The sequence below is a fragment of the Streptomyces prunicolor genome (genome assembly GCF_045162825.1).
GTDB lineage: Bacteria > Actinomycetota > Actinomycetes > Streptomycetales > Streptomycetaceae > Streptomyces > Streptomyces prunicolor.
This window is the reverse complement of sequence record NZ_CP108676.1, coordinates 3480577-3503961: the sequence shown is the minus strand read 5'-3', so window position 1 is coordinate 3503961 and position 23385 is coordinate 3480577. Positions and strand designations below refer to the sequence as shown.

Genomic DNA, 23385 nt, shown 5'->3' with positions numbered 1-23385 from the left:
TCGAACACTCCACCCGCGTTACCTCAACCGATTAAGCCAACAGCAGTGCTCTACGGCCCCTTATGCACCCTTAAGTGCCTTATTCGCGCCGCCGACTGTGCGTCCCTACGAGCGGAACGCGCCCGGATGGGTCTGTTCCCGTACGGACACGTACTGCTGCCGCACGGCCTGCCCTACGGCCAACTCGTCACCCGGCTCGAAGACCTGGGCGACCGGTCCCTGCCAGGGCGGCGGGTTGCGCGGGTCGAGGGTGCCCTGGGAGACCCCGAGCGCCCAGGCGGCCTGCCGGGCGGCGCCGAGCGCGGCGTAGTCGGCGGGCTGCGGTACGACGATCTGGGTCCCGAAGAGCGCGGGCGCCGCGGCCTGCACGGCGGGCAGCTCGGCGGCCGACCCGAGCAGGAAGAGCCGGCGTACGGCCACACCTCGTCCGCGCAGCACGTCCAGCGCGTCGGCGAGCCCGCACAACATGCCTTCGAAGGCGGCCCGCGCGAGATGCTCCGCCTTCATCGACTCCCGCCGCAGCCCGGCCAACGTCCCGGCGGTGTGCGGCAGATTGGGCGTCCGCTCACCCTCCAGATACGGCAGGAACACGAGCCCGTGCGCCCCCGGCGTGGACTTCATCGCCAGCTCGGACAGGCTCTCCAGGTCGGGCAGCCCGAGCAGTTCGGCGGCCCCGCGCAGCGTCCGTACGGCATTGAGTGTGGTGACGACCGGCAGATGCATCCCGGTCGCGTCGGCCAGCGAGGTGATCATCCCGCTCTGGTCGACGAGCGCCTCGTGGTGCACGGCCATCACGGACCCGGAAGCGCCGAGCGACACGACCGCGTCCCCGAACCCGATCCCGAGCCCGAAGGCCGCGGCCATGGTCTCGCCGGTACCGGCGGAGATCAGCAGCCCCTCCGGGGTCGTACCGGCCGCGTCGGAGGGACCGATCACCTCGGGGAGCATGGCCTGGTGGCCGAGGGCGAGTTCGACGAGATCGGGCCGGTAACCACCGCTGGCGGCGGACCAGTAGCCGGTCCCGGAGGCCCCACCCCGATCGGTCGTCCTGCGCACCGGCCGCCCGAGAAGCTGCCACACGAGCCAGTCGTGAGCCTGGAGCAGCGCGGTCGTCCGCCGGGCGTTGTCGGGCTCGGTCCGGTTCAGCCAGCGGAGCTTGGTGACGGGCTGAGCGGCCTGCGGTACACAGCCCACCGCCTGCGCCCACGCCTCGCGCCCGCCGAGCGCGTCGATCAGATCGGCCGCCGCGACCTGCGCCCGCTTGTCACCGCCGACCATCGCGGGCCGCACGGTGTTGCCCTGCGAGTCCAGCGGCACCAGCGCGTTCTGCTGCGCGGAGACGCCGATGGCCTGCACACCTTCGAGCAGCCCCCCGCCGGCCGCCTCGCCCAGCGACAACAGCCAGGCCTGTGGATCGACATCGGAGGGCCGCCCGCCGCCCTCGGTCTCGGTTTCGACCGGATGCGGCGCATATCCCTGCCTGAGCACGGACCCCGTGTCCGTGTCGCAGACGACGATACGAGTGAAATCGGGCGAACTGTCCAACCCGGCGACTATCCCCATGGCGGAAATTCTGCCGTACGGCGGGAGGTGACGGCGCCGGGTCGGGACTCCCTAGGTGTTGCTGGTGCCCCAGTCGTCCTCGCTCGTACCGTTCGCGTTGCGCTCACGCAGGGACCGTACGCGCTGGGCGACCGAGTCGGGGACCCGGTCGCCGATCTTGTCACTGACCGCGTGGTACGCCTTGCCCGCGTACTGGCGCCCCTGCTGCGCCGCCGTCTCGGCGGTGTTGCGGACGGCGGGGTTCTGCGCGACCTGACGCGCCGACTTCTTCAGCTGCTCGTAGCGCTCGCGTCCGGCCCGCGTGCCGAGCACGTAACCCAGAGCCAGTCCGACGACGAACGTGAGCTTGTAGCGCATGACGGCCATCCTTCCCTTGCGTAGGTTCCCCTGCGTGGGCTCCGGGGCTCCGGCGCGGCATCGGTGCCGGGGGAACCGATTGGCGGAGCACCCCCCTGCTTGCGCTAATGTATGTGTCGCAGCGAGCGCACGCCCCCTGGCGAATACCCAGGGAGGTAGGTTCGATGCAACGAGGCATTCCCCTGTAGCTCAATTGGCAGAGCAGCCGGCTGTTAACCGGCAGGTTACTGGTTCGAGTCCAGTCGGGGGAGCTTCGATCTTCCGTAGCTCAATTGGCAGAGCAGCCGGCTGTTAACCGGCAGGTTACTGGTTCGAGTCCAGTCGGGAGAGCACAGTGAGGAAGCAGTGAAGAGGACCCCGTTGGGGTCCTTTTTCATGTCCCCCGGAACCGCTCGTGACGTGCGGCAGTCCTCATGGTCGTGCGAAGTCGACCATCCGAAGCAGGAGATCGTATGAGCGGCTATGCTGCGGCAGACGGCGCGTACAAATGTGCGCGACGCGCCGTAATGGGGCGGTAGCTCAGCCGGTTAGAGCAGCGGACTCATAATCCGTCGGCCGTGGGTTCGAGTCCCACCCGCCCCACCTTCGCTACCCGAGCAGAAACCTTCTGACCTGCGAGGATGCGGTTTTCCTAGGGTGTGTGGCGTGCAGCGAACGCTGCGCGTGGTGCAGCGAATCCTGCTTCGCGTACGCCCAGGGTGACGCTTGCGTGGCTGTGACCTGTGGTTTTCCCCGCTGTGTCCCGTGGGAGCGTCCTGGCGCGGTCCCACGTGCCGTCTACCGGCCACCGGTGCTGTTCAAGGACGTCTTTCAATTGCCCTTTCTCCTGGGCAGGTTGTCCTGCCGCGTTCGGCCGGGAAGTCGGCCATGAGGGTGCAGGCCGATCGGCTGCTGCGGGGTGTGGGCCCGGGGATGGCTGCGACCGTTTCCCGTGTGTTCAAGTGGCGTGCGCTGTCTTTGCATGGCAGATGTCAGGGGTTCGACTCCCCCAGGCTCCACAAGATGTACCCCTCTGACCTGCGGAAATGCAGTCATGGGGGTTCTTGGTCCCGTTTTTCCGTGCTGACGTGTCAGCACGGTGGTGCTGACGAACGTCTGCGGAGGCCGGTGTTGCAGGGCTCCGGGGCGGTGTCTCTCCCCTGGCAGATCCCCCGCTATCTCGCTGTTACGGTGCGTGACGCGGTCCTGCTCGCTGTGGTTGCGGTCTGGGGGGCCCGCGCTGTCCTGGCCCGAGCCGAGGATCTGTACGTATCCGTCGGCCCTGTGGAGGGCAAGGGCCTGGGGGAGCGGGCGGTGAGCCGGGGCCGGTTGACCCCCGCTCGCGCGGAGAGCACCACAGCGTCCGCCGGTTCGTGTACCGACGCGTCGGATCACCTCCGCTCGCACGGAGAGCACTTCAGGATCAGCGTCACCTCGGCGCCGCACTTGCCTTCTCCAACATCCGCTTACAGGACGTCATTTAGTGTCCCGGACTTGGCGTCGTCGGCAGCGGAGATCGGGGGGCCGACGACGCTGAGGCAGTCCGAGGCGGGTCTGTGGCCGTCGGGCCCGCCGCAGCGCCCAACGTGCCTGGATCGGTGGGAGCCTGATCTGCGTCAGGAACAGCTCATCGCGGGGGCGAAGGTGCGTCACAGTCCAGACCTGAGAGACAGGCATTCCGGTAGGAGGTGTCGTAAATGCGTTCACCGGCGGTCTTCGCGCTGGTCAGGGCCGCGCAAATGACGAGGACCATGACGAGTTGGGTGACAGCAACCACAGGTACCCGGCGGACTCCGGCTACGACAGCCGCAACCAGGGCGGCTGCGGCCACGAACAGAGCCTTCTGCAGGTAGGGACCCGGCGGTGCGCCGTAGGCCTGGTCGCCAAAGGACGACCAGTAGGACGCAATCCAGAAGAACCAGATCAGGCCCAGGGCTAACAGCTCGAGAACAGCCAGGCCCACGGATATGGCCACGGCCCGACCAGTACTTTCAGGATCTGTACTCACCCGGTCAGAATCCGTCCGGCAGGCACGCGGTGTCATGAGTATCCGTACTTAAAATGGGTGCGGGGGTGTGATGGGACACTCCCACGCGCCGTGGTCAAGGATCCGTGGCAAGCACTCAAGATCCAGTGGTACAGGCGCCGTGGTCCTTGAGATCGGTTTCGCCGTCGGTGATCAGCACGGTGAGCTTCCGTGCCTGCCCCTCGAACTCGGCCGCGACTCGGGGGCGGGGATGGCCGGGGCCCGAGTACGCGTACTCAGGCCCCGGCCTGGGGGAAGGGCCTGGAACTCGGCCCCTCCCCCGGACTTCCTCACCTCTCTACGGCAGATACTGCTGCAGCACGTCGGCGTAGAGGCGGGCTCCCGCGATCTTCGGATGGAACGACGCCATGGCGGGGTCGGGTGCATCGTTGTCCACCTGGGAGCGCCCGTTTTCCACGATGCCGTTCACATCCTCCGGATTCCCGCACGCCGTCTTGCCATAGAACGTGTTGCGGGGATCAGCGAACACCGCGTTGATCCCGTCCTGGGACTTGGCGTCCGACGCGGCGCCGGCCATCTCCGTGTCCAGCATGTCTGCGACCGAGTTCAGCCAAGGAGCCTCCTCTTCCATGCCGATTCCCGCCACGCAGTCCTTGGCCCCCGACAGAAGCTCCGGGTATCCCATGAGGATGATCTTCGCGTTCGGCGCCACATCGTGAATCCGCGTCAGCACCGCCCTGATGCGTGGCCGGACCTGGTCGTGCAGCCACGTGGGAGCCCAGTCCTTGAGCGGTCCGGTGTCTCCGGCAACGTCCTGGCCTGTGATCGGGTCCTTGTTCCCTATCGCCGTATTCTGGCACTGCGCCGTTACAGCGCCGTATGCGCATTGCTTGAACACATCCGAGAACCTGGCGTCGTTGCCGCCGACCGACAGGGTGACCAGGGTGGTGTTCTGGTCGAGATAGCCGGCGTCGATCTGGGGCACTTCGTGGGACTGCCCGCTGGTGAGAATGTTGTAGGTGCGGGCACCTGAGCAGGCGATGAAGTGGTAGTCCGTCTGTGTGTCGAGGCTGTCGGCCAGGGCTCCGATGGACGTGCCGGAGCCGGGCAGCGTCGCCTGCCGGGACCAGGCGAGCTTGGAGCGGTGGCACTTGTCGATCAGCTCGCTGTTCACATTGTCCATGTGGTCGGTCTCCGGGAAGAAGTCCGTGCCGCCGGCCCCGCTGGCGCCCTCGCCCGAAGAGTAGGAGTCGCCCATTGCCACGATGGAGTTCGCCGGCTTTCCGGTCAGGGGCTGGAAGGCCACCGCGTCCCACGCGATGTCCTCGTCCCCTGTGCCGTCCGCCGTCGAGTTCGACAAGGACACTGTCGGCGTCCCGGTGAAGTGGAACGCCCCGATGCTGACCCAGCCGCCGGCGCGCTGCAGTATGGCCCTGTCCGGGCTGGTGCTGTCCGAGCCCCCGACGGTATAGGTGGCCTGCCGGGTCTGGGCGCCGGTGTCGGGCAGATACACCAGGACGCGGGCCCAGCTGAGGTTCTGGTTGAGCGTCCAGGTGCCCTTCATGGTCATCGCCCCGTCGGCGCCACCGAGATGGGGCGTATCGCGGGTGTGCGCGTACCAGTAGTGCCCCTGGTAGCCACCGCCGACCTGATGCAGATCAGCCTTGGACTCGAACGGGCCGAGGCCGGGACCGGTTGCGGCCGGGTCCGCGTTGAAGGCGAACTTGAAGGTTCCACTCGAATAGGACTTCCCGCAGCTGCTCCAGGTCTCGGTGGCGTCGGGTACGGAATCGACCAACCAGGAGCCGTTGGGCCGGCCGTCGTTGGCCGCGCCCGAGCAGAGCGGGGTTCCGTACTGCAGGCGGGTGCCGCGGCCGGGCTCACTGATCAAAGTCACGTACTTGATGTTCTCGAAGCCGCAGGTGGTGGCGCAGTCGGACTTCCAGGTGACGTTGGACTCGTGCCACCAGTACTGTTTGTAGCAGTCCGCGTCGGGGCAGTCGGGTGGACTGGTCACGCTGCAGTTGTTTTTGGTGTTGCAGAAAGTATCGAGCGTCGGGTTGGCGTGCGCCCGGTTGTACTTCGCACTGTTGATGTCCACGACGGTCCGGTCGGTGCCGTTCCAGTACGCGGGGCGGAAGCCGGCGGAGGAGAATCCGGACTCGCCCGGCCAGTCCTGACGGCCGGAAGTGGCATAGGAGTGGCCACTGTCCATGGACCAGGAGGCCCATCCCAGCACCTTCTCCTCGTACGGCCAGTCCTGCGGATGCGCCGCGTCCTTGATGGCCAACGCATCGAGGTCGGTGTTCATGAAAGCTTTACGGGTGGGCGGGTAGTCGGGGTTCGCGGGGTTGTTGAACCAGCCCAGGCCCCAGTTGGTGTCCGCTCCGGGTTTGTTGAAGCCGAGGTTGTAGTTCCATACGGCGGTGAACCAGTTCTCCGGCTTCGAGGGGTCGTCGTTGTTGGCGGTGACCATCTGGCCGCTGGTGTGGACCTCGTTCCATTTGTCGGCGAGGATCTTCAGCGAGGCGGCGATGTTGGTGGCGTAGTCGAGCGCCACGGCCTTTTGCAGGGTCGGCGACAGGGCGGTCTCCTTGTTCCCGTTGTCGTCGGTCTTCTCGTAACCGGCCAGGCGCATGCCGTCGGTGACCTGGCCGACTCCGTAGCCGCAGTCGGACTTCGTCCAGTTGATTTTCCAGTGGGCGGCCAGCGTGGTCGCTTTGCCGTCATGGCCGTAGAAGCCGTCGACCGCGGCGAGCGGGTTGCCCATCTGCCCCGGGATGGAGCCTTGTTCCGCCTGCCACAGGTTGGACTCCTGGGCCAGGATGCCGAGTTCGACCTGGGCGGGGATACGGCCGCTGCCGTTGCCGCCGTTCAGGGTCGGGATGGGGAACAGACCCTGCGGGTCGATCGTGCCGATACCGGTCTGTGAGCGCCAGCCGCCCTGGGTGAGGTAGTTGGAGCGCAGGTTTCCGCGGACTGCCATGTCCACGGCCCATTCCACCTGGTTGGGGGTGGGCTGCAGGGCCAGCTGACTGACGTCGTTGCGGGGGACCGAGCACCAGCGGTCGGTGTCCACCGGGTCGTTCTCGATACTGGCCGCGGCTACCGATGCCTTGGCGCTGGGAGTGCCGGCCAGGGCCGGGGACAGCTTGGCGCCCCCCACTGCCGTGCCGGGCTCGGCGGCGAGCTGTGTGGTGGGCTTCCCGGTAGCTGTCGCGACGCCGGTGACGGTGAGGGCGTGGCCGGGCTCGGCGGGAACGGGCTCACCACCCTTGGTGAAGCCCTTGCCCGCGTTCTTGACGTTGTCCAGACCCCTCTGGACGGCATCGGAGAGGACGGGGTTGACGGCCAGTCGGCCCAGGCTCGACACGTCGGCTTCTGCCGGCGCGTCCAGCAGGCTTACCCCGCTGCCCGACAGACGCGTCGCGCCGGAGGGCTTGCCGGTGAGGAACACCCGGCTGGTGCCGGCCTGCTTCAGGGCGAGCTGCTCCAGCTTGCCGGTGGCGACAGTGGCGACCTTGCCCGCTGTGTATGTCTTGGCGTGTGTCGTGGTGTTGCCCGTGCGGTCGAGGAAAGTGATCTTCCCGCCCGGCAGCGCGTGAATGTCGTACGGGGCCCGGCTGGTTTTGACGAGGGTTTTCGTGCTGCCTTTGCGGTCGATGTGCACGAGCTGGTTGCCGAGCGCCGCGATCACACCGTCGCTCACGGGGACCGGGGAGGTGACCTGCCCCTGTGCGACGGTGTCGGCCACGGTGCGGCCGTACGTGTCCACCGTCATCAGTCGTGACTCGTCGTCCCGCTGCGAAGTGAATGCCGCCGTGTGCGTAGCCGGGTTGCAGGTGGGGTTGAAGTAGGCGAGAGACGCGGTGAACGCAAGCTTGTTCACCACTCCCTTGTCGAGATCGACGATCGCCGTGAAGGCTCCCCCGAGCATCATGTCGGGGTGGTTGGTGAAGGTGCGCGGGGCGTAGACGACCGCCGCATGGGCGTGGTCGATGACGCACGCGTTGCCGATCCAGGTGTCACCGGGCATGCCCGGTTCGTTCAGGACTGCCGCGGTCTTCCACGTGTACGCGGATGCGCTGTCGGCGACCAGCAGATGGAGGCCGTCGCTGTCCGCGGCTGCGGTGACGGCCCGGTCTGTAGACGTCTTCCAGTCCGAACCGAACGTTCCGGCCGGTTTTGCGATTCTGGTGGGGGGTCTGGCGGTGGAATCGTGTGCCGGGTGTGTGCTTGTCGGAGGGGCGTCTGCGGACTGTTGCTCAAGGCCCGACGCGGTGGACTGGAGGAGTCCGACCAGGACTCCTCCGGCTGCTATAGCAGCTAGAGATATTCGTGCTTTTTTGCTGTATCTCACAGAATTGAACCATTTCTGTCAGGAGCGTGACTGGTTGAGTGCGGAGGCCTCTACGTCCTTCGTCAGGGCGCCCGGTTTCGGTTTGGGGTGGTTTGCCTTATGGGGCGCATGCGGTGAGTTCGACGTCCTGGGGGCTGCGGGGTTCGTAGAAGGTGCCGTCTCGGAGCGTGGCGAACAGGACGCTGATGCGTTGACGGGCCAGGCGGAGGATGGCCTGGGTGTGGGTTTTTCCGCGGCCTCGCCGGCGGTCGTAGTCGGTGCGGGAGGCGGGGTCGGCGTTCATGCAGGTGAACGCGCAGGGGAGCATGGAGCGTTTGAGCTGCCGGTTTCCGCCCGCCTATGGCCCGCGAAGGTTGTGAGGGCCGGGCGGTGGTATTTCCGGGGGTGTCGCCGGTGGTGTCGAGGGCCGCACAGACGATGGCCTCAGGGGCCTCCGACCGGGCACGAGTGGGGCCGCCCGCCCCGGCCGGAAATGGCCTGAAGGGCGGGCGGGAACTTGAGAGTTGAGCCGGTGGCACTACGCACGACGTGCGAGGCGTGGGTGACGCTGAGAGGTGAGAGTGACAGGTCAGTGGGTGTCTGCGAACGGGTCGTACTGGACGACTTTCAAGCTGATCTTCGCGTCGCTCGTCCCCGCCGTGGCGCCGGAGACCGTGATGTCTGCCTGGGTCGGCCACGTCGTGCCTGGCCAGACATTGCCGGCCTTCTCGACGACCGAGAACGGGGACTTCTGCTTGCCGCCCACGACCGTCACGGTGACGGTGTAAGCCAGGCGTTTGTCACTGCTGTTGTGGAAGGTCAGCGGTACCACGACCCGTCCCGACACCAGGCGAGGCGTGTACGCGACGACCTCACCGTGCGCTGCCGTGGCCGCGGCCTTCCCGAATCCGTAGTCCTTGGGATCGGGGACAGCCGTGTTCGTCGGCTGGACGGGATCTCCACTGGCGGCGGCGGCCGCGCGTTGAGCGGCCGCGTTCTGTGCTGCCTTGTTGGGGGCGCCAGCCGTGCCTGACGGCTTGGCCACGGCCGCGGCAGTTGCCGGGGAGTGCGGTTTGGACGACGTGTCGGCCTGGTGGCTTCCCTGGTTGCCGCAGGCGGTCAGAGCAAGCGGCCCTGCGGCTATCGCCACTAACAGGAAGCGCGCGGAGGCCCGGGTTCTGCCGGGCAGGTTCTCAGTCACAGGAGAACATGTACTCGGTCGTGTAGTTGATGTACAAGCTGCTGGAAGTCGCGCCCATCTTCGCGGTCACGGGTGCACAGACATCGCTGGCTACGTAGAGAGGGCCGGCGTATTCGCTGAAGTTCCCCGAGTCCGTGGAGCAGCCGGTGTTGTCCACCTTGCACATGTGCAAGTACATGTAACGCGACACCCCGACGTTGTTGTCGAGGATGGCGCAGCCCTTGCCGTTGTTCTCGTAGGAGAACAACGTCGCGAGCCGCTGGTTGGGGTCCGTCCCCTCCGGAAGCGGTACAGCATGGAACAGGCTGTACCCGGTCCCGCACACCGTGGCCGCGGCCGCCGCGGGTTGCGGGTCGGCCTTGGCGATGGCCCGGGTGGCCGCATCAGCCGTCTTTGCGATCGGTACTGCCGGCTGGTCGGCGGCCATCGCCTGCGGTACGGCCACCAGGCCTAAGACCAGCATCGCGGCAACGGTGACGGCACGCAGACTTGCCCTGAGCTTGAACATGGTTACTGACTCCCCCTCGAAGCAGGACGAACACGGATTGATGGCGCTGGTCGGGCGCCTCCAGGAGGACGCCCCGAGCCCCACCCAATCCGCACAAACGTTTGAACGCCGGTGCCAACTTAGGTGCGAAGTGGAACTGTCGGCAGGGGGTGGCGCGTGCATGACCGAAAGTTGCCGATTAAAGGAATCATCAAGAGCATGTCAAAAGACGGCTGAGAGTTGACGATCATCCACCTCCGATCAACAAAGCGGAACGGAGCCTCCTGGCACGGAACGACTGAAACAGGAGCCTCATAAGCACCAAGGCTGACGCGTTCTCACGCTTCAAGATCAGGCAGTTGTAAGGCCCGACGGGAGCTCCGCGATCTTCCCTGTCGCCGTCGGTCATGGCGTGATCGTCCGTGCCGCCAACGGCGAACTCATGGACCGCAGCAGGCCACCACCACAACCTGCCGCACCGCCTGACCGGCCGAGCCGACACACCCACCCGCCGGCTCGCCCCCTACTCCCCGCCTGTGCTCCGGCCTTCCGCCGGACCCTTCTTGTTTCACGCCCCGTACGGCGCGGTGCTCGATCAACCCAGGCCAGGGGGCCTCTCGGACTCGGGGCAGGAGTGGGGGAGTCAACAGGTGCGCGGGGCCTGGCAGGTGGGGCAGCGTGATGGTCAGCGGGGCCGCCGGGTCAGCCGGCCACTCCGCGACTCCCCACCCACCTGCATGGAGGTATGCCATGAGTGAGATCACCCTTGTCCGCGACGGCCTGGACGCGGCGAAGGAAGAGCCGTCGCAGTTGTCCGAGGACCTGCTGCTGGAGGCATTCAGCTCGATTGGCGAAAACGACATCGCGGACCCCGTCCTCGCCACCCCGACGCAGGTCCTGCTCCCGGCCGCAGAGAGCGACGGGCTGCATGCCGTCCTGGGCGGCGCGGACCGGGCGATCGCCTGGTACCGGGCCCGGCTGGGCAGCACTGCCTACGAGGGCTGGTGCGAGAAGGCCGCCCGTACAGCGTGGGGCTGTCCGGTGCTCTCTACGCGAGCGGAGGTGAACCGGAGGTGACGGTGTCGGACCAGTCGCTGGGGATGTGCTCTCCGCGCGAGTCCTGGGCTGCCGCGAACTCTGGGATCTTCGAGCGGCGTCGGCGGCGGCCCTACGCCGCTGTGTCATGCAGGAGTCGCGCCTCGATACTGCTCGGATCCTGCTCGCTCGCCGGGCGATCGCCTCGATGCTTCTCGACACTCCGGCTCCTCGACCCGCTTGGGAGAGAGGAGTGGCTCGCCGGTGGCTGCATCCGTCCCGACACTGGCTTCGCGCAACACTGAGTCGTGTGCACTGCCCCGGTGGACGCCCCTCAGGGCGGTGACCGTGGAGTGGGCGCAGCGGGAGACTCTGCTCCGCCGGCCAAACTCGTGCAGAGAATGAACTCGTGCAGAGAATGAAGGTGAGGCTCTCGGGTCAGCGAGGTACCCCAGCTGACTGCGTCGGGGGCAGGGGTGGTGTACGAGGCGGCTGCGGAGAGTGGTCAACAAGGGGGGTGCCGGCCCCGCAGCCGCGGCGGCGGAGTCGAGCACGGTCGTACCCCGCGACAGGACATGCTCGTGACCCGTGCCGAAGGCGACCCCCGTCAGCTGCGTGATGGTGCCGCGTTCGGCCGACAGGTGCGGATGGGCCGCAGTAGGCAGCGCGCGGGCACCGGTGTAGAGGCCGGCCGACACGACACCGATCCGGATGCGGTGAGCGTTGTCCTCGGCGAAGGCTCGCAGGGTGGGGCCGAAGCCGTAGCACCAGGCGCAGTACGCGTCGAAGGCGTATGTCAGGGAGGCCCGTTCCGGCGCAGGCATCACACGCCTCCTCTCCTACCGCTCGATTGCTGCTTTCCGACATCGAATGACGCCGGGTGGCTGACAGTTCTAAATTAGGGCTGTTGAGCAGGGTGAATCAGATGCGATGGCGACTAATGATGGTCAAAAACCGACATGATGCCGCCCGGGGTGTCCCGGAGATCTCCTTCGCGGCGCCCGCAGGCACTCCCGCCGGTGTCGAGGTGCTTTCTCTCGCCGGCCTGCGCCACCGCGTACCAGGCGAGCGGCTGGCGGCTCCCCAGCGCCCGGACTTCCACCACCTGATCGCTCTCACCGGCGGAACTCTGTGGCACACGGTCGACTTCACCGCCTACGCCCTCGAACCCGGCTCATGGCTGTGGGTTCGCCCAGGCCAGGTGCAGCAGTGGGGCGACCTCACCCACGCCGAGGGCACTCTGATCCTGTTCCGTCAGGACTTCCTCGACCCGGCCACCGCCACCGGCGCCCGCACCGAAGATCCGCACGCGCCGGTCCTGCGCCGCCCCCTGCCCGAGGACGCCCGGGCCCTGCGGCTGGCCGCCGACCACCTCGCTACCGAGTTCCAGGCCCTCGGACGCCTGCCCCTGGAGATCCACACCGCGGCCCTGCGCCACCTGCTGGCCGTCCTCGTCCTGCGTCTGGCCCACCTCACCGCGCCTGCCGGCAGCCCCGCCCCCGAACCCGACGCCATCTACCTGCGCTTGCGTGACGCCGTGGAAAAGGACTTCGTCCGCACCCACCGGGTCGAGGACTACGCCGAAGCGCTCGGCTACTCCACCCGCACCCTCGCGCGCGCCACCCTCGCCGCAGCAGGCCTGGGCGCCAAGGAGTTCATCGACCGCCGCGTCGTCCTCGAAGCCAAACGCCTTCTGGCCCACAGCGATCAGAGTGCCGCCCGCATCGCCGGCCGCCTCGGCTTCTCCAGTGCCACCCACTTCAGCAAGTACTTCCACCAGCGCACCGGCCAGACCCCGATAGCCTTCCGCGACACGGTCCGCGGGCACACCCCGAGGTGACACATCCGTCCCGCCGTGCTCGCAGGTCTCGACACCCATACGCTGCCGACCCACGCCTGCCGGCTACAGGAACGGATACCGGAGCGATGGGCCGGCGTCTGCCGGTGCCCTGCCGAACTGCCGCTTGCGTCCATGGAGATGGTGTACGGGTTTGACCTGATCCGGGGGTGTGCTCCGGCATGGGGATGGTGCCCGCACAGTTGAACGGCCACCGGCTGATCTTCGAAGTGCCGAAGCCTCGAAGGAGATCAGCACGATGACCGCGCCTGGCAGTGTGCCCCTGCACGTCCTCGCGGAAGACACCCGCGTCGCGGCGAGTCCCGATCTGCTGCACGCGATGGTGAAGACGTTCGCCGACGCGCTCATGTCCGCGGCGGTCGATGCCCTCTGCAACGCCGAATACGGGCAAGTCGGCGACGAACGCTTCAACCACCGCGACGGCTGCTGCCCACGCGAGCGGGACACCCGTGCCGGAACCGTCGAACTGGCCATCCTCGAGCTGAGTCAGGGCAGTTGTTTCCCGCACTGGCTGCTGGAGCGACGCCGCAGGGCCGAGCAGGCCCGGATCAGGGTGGTCGCCATCGCCCACCGGCTGGGCGTTTCCACTCGCCGGGTCGAGAAACCAGCGGAGTCCCCCGGCGTCACTCAACTGTCGAAGTCACAGGTCAGTGCGACGGCCAAGTACCTGGACGATCAGGTAGCCGCGTTCCGCGACCGGCCCCCGGGCCAAGGTCCGTGCCCGCCCGACGTGTTCACTGCTCATGCTCTCCGGATCAGGGGCGCGTCCGTGCGGTCGGCGATGTCCTCCGCGGTCACGCCCGGCGCGCATTCGACGAGCGCGAGGCCTTCCGGTGTGACGTCGAGGACGCCCAGGTCCGTGATGATCCGGTGGACGCATCGCTCGCCGGTGAGCGGAAGGGCGCACTCCTTGACGATCTTCGGAGTGCCGTCCTTTGCGGTGTGCTCCATCAGGACGATGACCCGGCGGGCGCCGTGGACCAGGTCCATCGCGCCGCCCATGCCCTTGACCATCTTGCCGGGGATCATCCAGTTGGCCAGGTCGCCGGCAGCGGACACCTGCATGGCGCCGAGCACGGCGGTGTCGATATGGCCCCCGCGGATCATGCCGAAGGAGAGGGCCGAGTCGAAGAAGGAGGCGCCGGGCAGGACGGTGACCGTCTCCTTGCCCGCGTTGATGAGATCCGGGTCGACTTCGCTCTCGTGCGGGTACGGGCCGGTGCCCAGGATGCCGTTCTCCGAGTGCAGGAGCACCTGGACACCCGGCGGGAGGTGACCGGGGATGAGTGTGGGCAGGCCGATGCCTAGATTGACGTAGGAACCGTCGGTGAGTTCGGCTGCGGCGCGAGCTGCCATCTGGTCGCGGGTCCAGCCCGTGGGCGTGCTCATGCGCGAACCGTCCTCTTCTCTATGTGCTTGTCGGCAGCCTGAGCTGGGCTGAGGGCCACGATCCGCTGGACGAAGACGCCCGGCAGATGTACTTGGTCGGGGTTCAACTCGCCTGGTTCCACAAGCTGTTCGACCTCGGCCACCGTCACACGCCCGGCCATCGCGGCGAGTGGGTTGAAGTTGGCGGCCGATTTGCGGAAGACGAGGTTGCCGTGGCGGTCGCCGCGCCAGGCCCGTACGAGGGCGAAGTCGGTGGTGATCCCGTGCTCCAGCACGCACGCACGGCCGGCGAAGTCGCGGGTCTCCTTGGGAGGGGAGGCCAGGGCGACCGTGCCGTCGGCGGCGTAACGCCAGGGCAGTCCGCCGCGGGCGACCTGCGTGCCCACGCCTGCCGGGGTGTAGAAGGCGGGGATGCCCGCTCCGCCTGCGCGCAGTCGTTCGGCCAGGGTGCCCTGGGGCACCAGTTCCACCTCCAGTTCGCCGGACAGGTACTGGCGGGCGAACTCCTTGTTCTCGCCCACGTAGCTGCCCGTCACGCGGGTGATCCGGGTTGCTGACAGCAGGACTCCCAGTCCGCGCCCGTCGACTCCGCAGTTGTTCGACACCACCCGCAGGCCGGTCGCTCCCTGCGCGTGCAGGGCCTGGATGAGTACGTCGGGGATGCCGCTGAGGCCGAAGCCGCCGACGGCCAGTGACGCGCCGTCGGGGATGTCGGCGACCGCCTCCGCGGCGCTCGCGCGGACCTTGTCCATGGCGGAAGAGCCTTTCTGTCGTACGTTGTTGCTGGTTCAGGCGTCCGCGCGCAAGGCGTCCGAGATCGACTTGGTGCCGCCGTGCGAGGTGAGGCCGCCGTCGACCGGGATGTCCGCTCCGGTGATGAAGGACGCGTCGTCGGACAGCAGGAAGACCACGAGCGGGGTGATGTCGTCGACGGTTCCGGTGCGGCCGAGAGGTGTTTCGCGGAGGTTCCCCTCGCGGAACGCGGGGGCCGCCGAGGCGGTCATCGTGGTCTCGATGAATCCGGGGTGGATGGTGTTGACGCGGATGCCGCGCGGTCCCAGTTCCATGGCGGCCGTCTTCGACAGGCCGCGCAGCGCCCACTTGCTGGTCGTGTACGCGACGGGGTAGTGGGCGGTCAGCGCCGCCGACGAACCGACGTTCACGATCGACGCCCCAGCCCGCATCAGCGGGGTCAGATGCTGGATGCCCAGGAGGGGACCGGTGACGTTGACCGCGTGGACTCGGGCCATGTCCTCGGGACGTACGTCGTCGATCCGTGCCCGCCAGGTGACGCCCGCGTTGTTGACCAGACCGTGCACCTGGCCGTACGACTCCCTCAGTTCGGCGGCGAGTTCGGCCCACCCCTTGTCGCTGCTGACGTCGAGGCGGCGGCAGCCGGGTGCTTCGTTCACGTCGGTGGCGATCACCCGTGCGCCCTCGCGGGCGAGCGCCTCGGCCTCCGCGGCCCCCTGGCCGCCGGCCGCACCCGTCACCACGACGACCTTGCCCAGCAGTCGCTCGGTCACGGCCGCTCCCGGGACCGACGCCGGCCGGCTGGAACCGGCACGGGATCGACGCCGCTCACGACCGTGTTGGAGACGGACCCGATGCCTTCCGCGGTGAGCGTCACCGTGTCGCCGGGCTTCAGCGGGCCCGGGTCCTGCTCGCCTCGTACGCCCCAGAGCTCGGCGAGGCAGCCGCCGTTGCCGCAGGTCCCGGAACCGAGGACGTCACCCGGGCGGACGACGGTACCCCGGGAGGCGTAGGCCACCATCTCCTCGAAGGTCCAACTCATGTTGGAGAGAAGGTCCTTGCCGACCACCTGGCCGTTCACCTCGGCGGTCAGTGCCAGCCGGAGGAAGCCGTCCGCGTCGCGGTACCTCTCCAACTCGTCGGCGGTCACCAGGTACGGCCCGAGGGTGGTGGCGGTGTCCTTGCCCTTGCACGGGCCGAGACCGACCTTCATCTCGGCGGACTGCAGGTCGCGGGCGGACCAGTCGTTGAAGACCGTGTAGCCGACGATGTGGTCGCGGGCGTGCTCGGGGGTGAGGTCGCGGCCCTCCTGGCCGATGACGGCGGCGACTTCGAGTTCGAAGTCGAGCACGCTCGAACCCGGGGGCACGGGGATGTCGTCGTGCGGGCCGTACACCGCGTAGGGGTTGGCGAAGTAGAACGTCGGCGCCGCGTACCACTGCTCAGGCACCCCGGCGGCTCCGTCCACGGACCGCCGTACGCCCTCGACATGCTCCTCGAAGGTGACGAAGTCCCGCACGGTGGGCGGCTGGAGCGGCGGCAGCAGTCGCACCTCGGAGACGTGGGGGCCGGCCGTGACGTCGAGCGTCGCGGAGCCCGCGTCGAGCAGTTCGGTCAGACCGCCTCCCCTTCCCTCGGCGAGCAGGCCGGTCAGTGAGCTGACACCGGGCAGGGGGTAGAGCGTGCCGTCCTCTTCGACGACGGCCACCTGGCGTCGGTTGCGGTACTCGTACGTGGCGAAACGCATGGGCGGGGTCCTGTCGGCGGGAGGACGGGGGAACACGGCCGGGGGTGCGGCGGGGAGCCAGGGCATGGCATGACCGCCGCGTTCCCGGCGGCAGGGGGCCTGACCGGTCAGACCGGCGGGGCGACGAACACGCCGCGATCGGGGTCGTTGAAGGACTCCTTGGCGATCAGCTCGTTCATCGGGTTGGCGGTGCCCCACTGGTCGGTGACCTCGGGCTGGGAGAAGTCGTAGACGTGGGGGTGCCAGGTGTCCTCGTCCAGCTCCTCCAACTCCGTCGTGTATTCAACGGTGTTGCCGTGCGGGTCGAGGAAGTAGGTGAAGGTGTTGTCGCCCGCCATGTGCCGGCCCGGACCCCAGACCTTCTTGAAACCGGCCCGCATCACCCGGCCGGAGCCGCGCATGTACTCGTCGATGCCGCGCATCTCGAAGGAGACGTGGTGCAGCGAGGTGTGCGGGCCCTTGGCGATGGCCATGGAGTGGTGTTGGTTGCTGATCCGCATGAAGTGCATGACGTCACCGACGTACGGCGAGCTGAGTGTGTCGGAGTGCCGGAAGCCGAGGTGCTGCTCGTACCAGGCGCGGGTCCTGTCGAGGTCCGGCGAGTTGAGGACGACGTGCGACAGCTTGACCGGGATCGACTCCTTCTCCTCGATCCTGCGGTGCTGCCGGACCTCCACATCGGCCGAGACCTCGACGGTGCGGCCGTCGACGTCGAAGAAGCGGAAGCCGTACCCGCCGCCCGGGGTGTCCACCTTGCCCGGCCGGCAGATCAACTCGACCCCACCGGAGAGGAGTTGCTCGGCGAGCGTGTCCACGTCGGCGGCTGAGGCGGCGCCGTAGGAGACCAGGTCGAGGCGCTTCTCGTCGGCCTTGCGCAGCCGTACGACGTACTGCTCGGGGCTGCCCTCGGCGGCGAGGAAGGAGATGCCGGAGTCCTCGGCGACCTTGGTCAGGCCCCAGACGCCGGAGTAGAAGTCGAGTTGCTTGTCGTAGTCGGGCACGGCGAGGTCGACGTGCCGGAGATGGGTGAGCAGGCGGTTGCTCATGGGGGTCCTCCTCAGACGAGGTTGAGCAGGGCGGCGGCGTTCGCGCCGCGGAGGGAGTGGAAGTCCTGGTTGGTCAGATCCGCCGCGCGCAGTGCGGCCAGCGGGTCGTCCGTGCCCATGTCGAAGGGGAAGTCGGAGCCGAGCAGGACACGGTCGGCGCCCGCGGTTCGGACCAACTCCCGTAGCACGTACGGGTCGTGGACGAGCGAGTCGTAGTAGAGCTGCCGCAGATAGCTGCTCGGCTCCCGTGCGCAGCCGTGTGTGTCGGGGCGGGCTCGCCAGGCGTGGTCGGAGCGGCCGATGTGGGTGGGGAGGTAGCCGCCGCCGTGCGCCGCGATCAGCTTCAGGCCCGGGTGGCGGTCCAGGACACCGGAGAAGATCAGGTGGGAGAGGGCGACGGCGTTCTCGGTGGGCTGGCCGACGGTGTTGGACAGGTACCACTGGTCCAGGCGCTCGTCGAGCGTGCAGCCGAAGGGGTGCAGGAACAGGAGGGCTCCCGTCTCCTCGGCCCGCGACCAGAGGGGTTCGTAGGCCGGGTCCGACAGTTCGCGGCCGGGCGCGTGCGAGGAGATCTCCACACCCCTGAGTCCCTGCTCCAGCGCGTGGTCGAGCAACTCGACCGCGAGGTCCGGGTGTTGGAGCGGGATCAGGCCCAGGCCGTGCAGCCGGTCGGGTGCCTTCGCGCAGTGCGCCGCGGTGCCCTCGTTTGCCAACCGGCAGACCGTTGCGGCCAGTTGGGGCTCGGCCCAGTAGTGGTAGTGCGACGGGGACGGGCTGACCAGCTGGATGTCCACGCCCTGCGCGTCCATGGCGGCGAGGCGTACGGCGGCGTCCGTCAGCTTCGGCACACGCGCGCCGACCATCGGGCCGTTCACGGTGAGGGCGGCCGGGCCGTTGCGGCGGGCGTCGAGGGCGCGGGCCTCGGCGAGGCCGGGACGACCGGCGACGGTCTCCTCGACCTCGGGAAGAAGGAGGTGCGCGTGGACGTCGATCGTCGGAGCGGAGGATGCGGTGGCGGTCACGGGCGCTCCTTGAGCATCGTCATGGTGCGGCCGATCAGCCCGGGCATGTCGGCATCGCGCACGCCGTCCAGCTGCCACTGGCCGATCTGCACGGATGCCTCGACGACGGTGCGCACCCGGGGAATGCGGCGGTCGTAGTACTCCTGGAACAGCTCGTCGCCCCAGTCCTGTCCACTGCTCAGCAACTCGGCGAGGACGACGGCGTCCTCCAGGGACATGGCCGCGCCCTGGGCCAGGGTGGGCGGGCAGCAGTGGGCGGCGTCGCCGATCAGCACGACACGGCCCCGGTGCCAGGCGCCCTCGACCAGCAGGCGGTCGAACCAGGTGTAGTTGACCTTCGTCGGGTCGGTGATGTGGGCGGTGATCTCGGGCCAGGCACCGCCGTAGCCCTGTGCCAGGCGGCGCATCTCGTCGGCGTGGGCGGCCGGATCGATGGCGGCGCGGTCGCGGCACGCCTCGACGAGGTAGGCGTAGATGGTGTTCTCGCTGGTGGGGCAGTAGCCGGCGATGTAGGCGGGGCCGCCGTAGGCGAGGTCGGTGCGTGTCACGCTCTCGGGCCGTGGGGCGGCGATGCGCCAGATGGCCATGCCGGTCGGTTCGGGTTTGTCGGTGATACCGATCGCGGCGCGGGTGGTCGAGCTGACGCCGTCGGCGGCGATCACCAGGTCGTAGCGGCCGGTCGTGCCGTCGCTGAGGCGTACGGAGACGCCGTCGGCGTCCTGGTCCAGGATCTCGGCGGTGGTGCCCAGGCGAACGCCGGCGCCGGAGGCGCGGACCGCGTCCATGAGGATCTGCTGGAGTTGGGGGCGCTGCATGCCGAGGGTGGCGGGCAGGTTCTCCCCACCGGTCTGGATGTCCTCGGCGACGAACAGGACGGTGCCGTCGGGGGCGGTCACGCCCAGCGAGCCGAAGGCGTACCCGGACGCTTCCACCTGTTCCCACACGCCCAGTTCGCGCAGGACCCGCAGGGCGTTGCCCTGGAGGGTGATGCCGGAGCCGGTGGTGGCGTTCCAGTCGGGCCTGGCCTCGACCAGGTCCACGTTCATGCCGGCGCGGCGCAGCAGGATGGTGATGGCGTTTCCTGAAGCGCCCCCGCCGATGACCAGGACGGTGGGTGCCTCCCCGGCCGGAGGCCGGGGGAAGGTGGGGCTGTCAGCCATGTCGGGGGATACCTCCCGGGTTGGGCCGCGCGGCTTCGGGCGGCGGGGGTGCGGTTCGCCCGCCGGGGAGTAGCGGGCCATGGTGCGGGCGGGGTGCGGGCCGGATACGCCGTTCGCTGTCCGGGGAAGGGCGCGTCCTGCGGCTGAAGGGGCTACTTGACGGCGATGGGGTTCACGGGGGAGCCGACGGCGCCGGTGATGGGAAGGGGCGCGGCGGTGAGCCAGAAGTCGTGGACTCCGTCGGCCGCGCAGTCGGCGGCGAGTGCGTCGAGGTCCCACATCTCGCCGATGAGCAGGCCGATGTTGGGGATGGCGACCTGGTGCAGCGGCTGGAAGGCGTGGTCGAACTCGTTGGGCCGTACCTCGAAGCCCCAGGTGTCGGTGGCGATGGCGGCGATCTCGGTGGAGTGCAGCCAGCCGGCGGTGGTGAACGACAGCCCGGGTGCGGGTCCGCCCGCGTACTCGCCCCAGCCGTCCCGTCGGGCGCGGGCGAGCCGTCCGGTACGGACGAGGACGATGTCGCCGCGGCCGACGCCGACCCCGTGGGCCTCGGCGGTCGTGGTCAGGTGCTCCTCGGTAATCGCGAACCCGTCGGGCAACTCGCCGTCGACACCGATGACCTGCCCCACGTCCAGCAGCACCCCACGCCCGGCGACGTACGGCGCCATGTGTTCGATGCCGGTGACGAGGTCGCCGTCGGAGGTGACGACCTTCTCGGCCGGCCGGCCGTTCCACGCCTTGCCGTGGTCGAAGATGTGCCCGAGCCCGTCCCACTGCGTGGAGCACTGCAAGGGCATCGCGATCACGTCGTCCGCGCCGCCGATGCCGTGCGGGAAGCCCTGGTTGCCGAGGGCGGCGTCGGTGCCGGTGTCGAGCATGGTGTGCACCGGGTTGGTGCGGCGGCGCCAGCCCTTCTGCGGGCCGTCCATGTCGAAGGACTGCGAGAGCGAGAAACTGACGCCCCGGCGGACCAGTGCGGCCCCCTCGCGGCGCTTGGCCTCGTCGAGGAAGTTGAGCGTGCCCAGCACGTCGTCCTCGCCCCAACGCCCCCAGTTCGAGTACGACTTGGCGGCCTCGGCGATCGCGCCCTCCGGGTCGTGGCGGTCCAGGGTCATGCCGACCCCTCCGCCACACAGCGGGTGCGCTGCACGCCCAGGCCGGTGATGGACCCCTCCATGACGTCGCCGTCGCGCAGCAGGCGTCCCCAGTGGATGCCGTTGCCGGCCGGGCTGCCGGTCAACACCAGGTCGCCCGGCAGGAGTTGGGCGCTCTGGGAGGCGTACGACACCAGTCGCGCCACGCCGAAGAGCATGTCCTTGGTGGACTCGTCCTGCATGGTCTCGCCGTTCAGCCTGAGGGTGACGCGCAGGTCGCCGGGGTCCGCGATCGACCCGGCCGGGACGAGCCACGGGCCGAGCGGAGTGAAACCGGGGGCGTTCTTGCTGCGCAGCCAGTCGGTGCCGATGGCCTTCATGTCCCTGCGGAAGACGGTGGCGCGGTCGGTGAGGTCGTTGGCGATCGTGTACCCGGCGACGTGTTCGAGGGCTTCCTCGATGGACACCCGGTGGGCGGGCTTGGCGATGACGGCCGCCAACTCCAGTTCCCAGTCCGGCTGTCGGGCCCAGGAGGGCAGTACGACATCGTCGTAGGGGCCCGTGATCGCGCTAGGCAGGCCGATGAACACGTACGGGAGGTCCTCGGCGGCCCGGCGGTCCATGACCGCGGCGATCTCCGCGCGCGCCTCCTCGACCGTGCGCGGGTCGTCGGGGGAGCGGTGGGCGACCTCCAGGTCGATCACGTGCTGGCGGTAGTTGGCGCCGGACTGGAAGATCTGGCGCGGCGCGATCGGGGCGTGCACCCGCAGGCCCTCCAGGGGTCGCCATTCGAGGGTGTCGTCGTCCGCGAGGGAGTGCAGGACGGGGAGGGTCTCCTCCCACCGCTCCACCACGGCGCGCAGTCCGGACGGTGCCCAGTCCAGGGCACTGCTCAGGTCGAGTACGCGCTCCTTCGCCAGAAGGCCGGGAAACGGATCACCGTCCTCGGCGGAGAACGTGCCGAGCGCGAACGGGCCGGCAGGTTGCGCGAGCGTTGCCATCAGATTTCCTCCTGCTGGGTTGCGGTCTACTGTGGCCTCGATCGACTAATCACGGAAATAGATCCTGTGGATGCGCCTAATCCATGGCGTGGATGGTTCTTGCTCGCAAGGTCTCGCATTGGTGGTGCCTGGTGAACCTGTCCCGACTCGACCTCAACCTGGTCCTCGCGCTGCGTGCGCTGCTGGAGGAGCGCAACGTCACCCGGGCCGGCGAGCGCGTCGGACTCAGCCAGCCCGCGATGAGCGCCGCGCTGTCCCGGCTGCGCCGCCACTTCGACGACGAACTGCTCGCCCGCACCGGCAACGCCTACGAGCTGACACCGCTCGGAGTGGCCCTGCGGGATCGCAGCGCCACCGCCTGCGACCTGCTGGAACGGGTCTTCGCCAGCCAAGCCGACTTCGATCCGGCCGCCGAGAGCCGCGAGTTCACCCTGCTCGCCTCCGACTACGGCGCCGCCGTCTTCGGCTCCGCGCTCGCCCGCGCCCTGCATCAGGAGGCGCCCGGCATCCGGCTCGCGTTCCAGCACTCGACGCCCGCGGCGGTGGAGAACACCGCCGCGATGCTGAGCACCGTCGACGGTCTGCTGCTGCCGCACGGCATCATCGACGGCTTCCCCGCCGTCGACCTCCACCAGGACCGCTGGCTGTGCATGGTCGCCGACGACCACCCCGATGTCGGCGACGAACTCACCCTCGACCAGCTCGCCCGTCTGCCCTGGGCCGTCTACCAGCGCCCCTACGACGCCCCCGCCGCCCGCCAGCTCAGCATGATCGGCATCAGCCCCCGGGTGGAGGTCTCGGTGCAGACCTTCCAGCTGCTTCCCCACATGGTCGAGGGCACCCGCAGGGTCGCGATGATCCAGGAGCGCCTGGCGCGCCGGGCGGTCCGCTCGGCCGCGGTGCGCGTCCTGCCCTGCCCGTTCGAGGCGGTGCCCGTGCAGGAAGCTCTGTGGTGGCACCCGGTGCACACCCAGGACGCCGCCCACATCTGGCTCCGCCGGAAGGCCGAGGAGGTGGGGGCGACGCTCATGGAGAGCGGTGACTGAGCGGAGCCACAACGAGTGTGGAGACGTATTGATTCCAGTCGGTCAGGCATGGTCTGGCTTGGACTGCGGGAGGCATGCCGCGTCTTGCGGCCAAGGAGCGGATCACGTTCAGCAGCTGGCGGTGGGGGCATGCGGCGCAGCCGGATGCGCGAGGCAATCACACGATGGAGCAGCCGAGTTGAACTGAACGGGCTCGAACGCGTACAACAACGACACCAGGGCCTCCCAGCACTGCTCGGTCGGATTCGCATCCCCGAGCGACCGAGAGGCCCTGTCTTCATGCGCGCACCGCCGGAAGATCACCCCGGCGGGAACCCTGTT

18 protein-coding genes, 3 tRNA genes and 2 pseudogenes are annotated in these 23385 nt (G+C 68.6%); 7 read left to right on the top strand and 16 right to left on the bottom strand.

Annotated features, from left to right (window positions below; all coding sequences use genetic code 11):
* Positions 1 to 105: 105 nt before the first annotated feature.
* Complete coding sequence (locus OG588_RS15680; RefSeq protein ID WP_405947825.1) at positions 106 to 1563, bottom strand: FGGY-family carbohydrate kinase; 1458 nt, start codon at positions 1561 to 1563, stop codon at positions 106 to 108.
* Between the two features lie 51 nt (positions 1564 to 1614).
* The gene (locus tag OG588_RS15675) at positions 1615 to 1920 is read right to left on the bottom strand and encodes a YtxH domain-containing protein (RefSeq protein ID WP_405947824.1); all 306 of its coding nucleotides are present in this window, start codon (positions 1918 to 1920) and stop codon (positions 1615 to 1617) included.
* A 178-nt stretch (positions 1921 to 2098) separates the two neighbouring features.
* On the opposite strand from OG588_RS15675, the gene OG588_RS15670 reads away from it, so the two are divergent.
* From OG588_RS15670 to OG588_RS15660, 3 genes are all read left to right on the top strand, one after another.
* Positions 2099 to 2171: transfer RNA gene (locus OG588_RS15670), tRNA-Asn, on the top strand.
* 6 nt (positions 2172 to 2177) lie between these two features.
* Positions 2178 to 2250: transfer RNA gene (locus OG588_RS15665), tRNA-Asn, on the top strand.
* Positions 2251 to 2428: 178 nt separating this feature from the next.
* Positions 2429 to 2502 (top strand) — tRNA-Ile (locus OG588_RS15660).
* Between the two features lie 1024 nt (positions 2503 to 3526).
* On the opposite strand, the gene OG588_RS15655 is transcribed toward OG588_RS15660, so the two are convergent.
* The 5 genes and pseudogenes from OG588_RS15655 to OG588_RS15635 form a co-directional block, all read right to left on the bottom strand.
* Positions 3527 to 3874, bottom strand: a complete 348-nt coding sequence (locus OG588_RS15655) for a DUF6234 family protein (RefSeq protein WP_405947823.1) — start codon at positions 3872 to 3874, stop codon at positions 3527 to 3529.
* Positions 3875 to 4223: 349 nt separating this feature from the next.
* A complete protein-coding gene (locus OG588_RS15650) occupies positions 4224 to 7922 on the bottom strand; it encodes an SGNH/GDSL hydrolase family protein (RefSeq protein WP_405947822.1) in 3699 nt (1232 codons plus the stop codon).
* A gap of 421 nt (positions 7923 to 8343) precedes the next feature.
* A pseudogene (locus OG588_RS15645) lies at positions 8344 to 8580 on the bottom strand (IS110 family transposase); the annotation flags it as partial.
* Between the two features lie 234 nt (positions 8581 to 8814).
* A complete protein-coding gene (locus OG588_RS15640; RefSeq protein ID WP_405947821.1) occupies positions 8815 to 9426 on the bottom strand; it encodes a hypothetical protein in 612 nt (203 codons plus the stop codon).
* Positions 9419 to 9934 carry a hypothetical protein gene (locus OG588_RS15635; protein ID WP_405947820.1) on the bottom strand — a complete coding sequence of 172 codons (516 nt, stop codon included), beginning with the start codon at positions 9932 to 9934 and terminating at the stop codon, positions 9419 to 9421. Before OG588_RS15635 ends, OG588_RS15640 begins: the two co-directional genes overlap by 8 nt.
* A 729-nt stretch (positions 9935 to 10663) precedes the next feature.
* Here OG588_RS15635 and OG588_RS15630 point away from each other — a divergent pair.
* The 3 genes and pseudogenes from OG588_RS15630 to OG588_RS15620 all read left to right on the top strand — a co-directional run.
* On the top strand, positions 10664 to 10990 hold the full coding sequence (locus tag OG588_RS15630) for a hypothetical protein (RefSeq protein WP_405947819.1): 327 nt from the start codon (positions 10664 to 10666) through the stop codon (positions 10988 to 10990).
* Positions 10991 to 11891: 901 nt separating this feature from the next.
* Positions 11892 to 12788: a helix-turn-helix domain-containing protein gene (locus OG588_RS15625; protein WP_405953132.1), complete on the top strand. Its 897-nt coding sequence runs from the start codon at positions 11892 to 11894 to the stop codon at positions 12786 to 12788.
* Between the two features lie 256 nt (positions 12789 to 13044).
* Positions 13045 to 13524, top strand: a pseudogene (locus OG588_RS15620) (transposase); the annotation flags it as partial.
* A gap of 23 nt (positions 13525 to 13547) precedes the next feature.
* Here OG588_RS15620 and OG588_RS15615 read toward each other — a convergent pair.
* The 9 genes from OG588_RS15615 to OG588_RS15575 form a co-directional block, all read right to left on the bottom strand.
* On the bottom strand, positions 13548 to 14195 hold the full coding sequence (locus OG588_RS15615) for a CoA transferase subunit B (RefSeq protein WP_405947818.1): 648 nt from the start codon (positions 14193 to 14195) through the stop codon (positions 13548 to 13550).
* On the bottom strand, positions 14192 to 14947 hold the full coding sequence (locus tag OG588_RS15610; protein WP_405947817.1) for a CoA transferase subunit A: 756 nt from the start codon (positions 14945 to 14947) through the stop codon (positions 14192 to 14194). The genes OG588_RS15615 and OG588_RS15610 overlap by 4 nt, the downstream gene beginning before the upstream one ends.
* Before the next feature lie 36 nt (positions 14948 to 14983).
* Positions 14984 to 15721, bottom strand: a complete 738-nt coding sequence (locus OG588_RS15605) for an SDR family oxidoreductase (protein WP_405947816.1) — start codon at positions 15719 to 15721, stop codon at positions 14984 to 14986.
* The gene (locus OG588_RS15600; RefSeq protein ID WP_405947815.1) at positions 15718 to 16695 is read right to left on the bottom strand and encodes a fumarylacetoacetate hydrolase family protein; all 978 of its coding nucleotides are present in this window, start codon (positions 16693 to 16695) and stop codon (positions 15718 to 15720) included. The genes OG588_RS15605 and OG588_RS15600 overlap by 4 nt, the downstream gene beginning before the upstream one ends.
* A 107-nt stretch (positions 16696 to 16802) precedes the next feature.
* The gene (locus tag OG588_RS15595) at positions 16803 to 17741 is read right to left on the bottom strand and encodes a VOC family protein (protein WP_405947814.1); all 939 of its coding nucleotides are present in this window, start codon (positions 17739 to 17741) and stop codon (positions 16803 to 16805) included.
* A gap of 11 nt (positions 17742 to 17752) precedes the next feature.
* A complete protein-coding gene (locus OG588_RS15590) occupies positions 17753 to 18763 on the bottom strand; it encodes an amidohydrolase family protein (RefSeq protein ID WP_405947813.1) in 1011 nt (336 codons plus the stop codon).
* A complete protein-coding gene (locus OG588_RS15585) occupies positions 18760 to 19923 on the bottom strand; it encodes an FAD-dependent oxidoreductase (protein ID WP_405947812.1) in 1164 nt (387 codons plus the stop codon). Before OG588_RS15585 ends, OG588_RS15590 begins: the two co-directional genes overlap by 4 nt.
* Positions 19924 to 20075: 152 nt before the next feature.
* Positions 20076 to 21038: a cyclase family protein gene (locus OG588_RS15580; RefSeq protein ID WP_405947811.1), complete on the bottom strand. Its 963-nt coding sequence runs from the start codon at positions 21036 to 21038 to the stop codon at positions 20076 to 20078.
* Positions 21035 to 22018, bottom strand: coding sequence for a fumarylacetoacetate hydrolase family protein (locus tag OG588_RS15575; RefSeq protein ID WP_405947810.1), 984 nt, complete (start codon positions 22016 to 22018; stop codon positions 21035 to 21037). The genes OG588_RS15580 and OG588_RS15575 overlap by 4 nt, the downstream gene beginning before the upstream one ends.
* 131 nt (positions 22019 to 22149) lie before the next feature.
* On the opposite strand from OG588_RS15575, the gene OG588_RS15570 reads away from it, so the two are divergent.
* Positions 22150 to 23064: a LysR family transcriptional regulator gene (locus OG588_RS15570; RefSeq protein WP_405947809.1), complete on the top strand. Its 915-nt coding sequence runs from the start codon at positions 22150 to 22152 to the stop codon at positions 23062 to 23064.
* Positions 23065 to 23385: the final 321 nt, after the last annotated feature.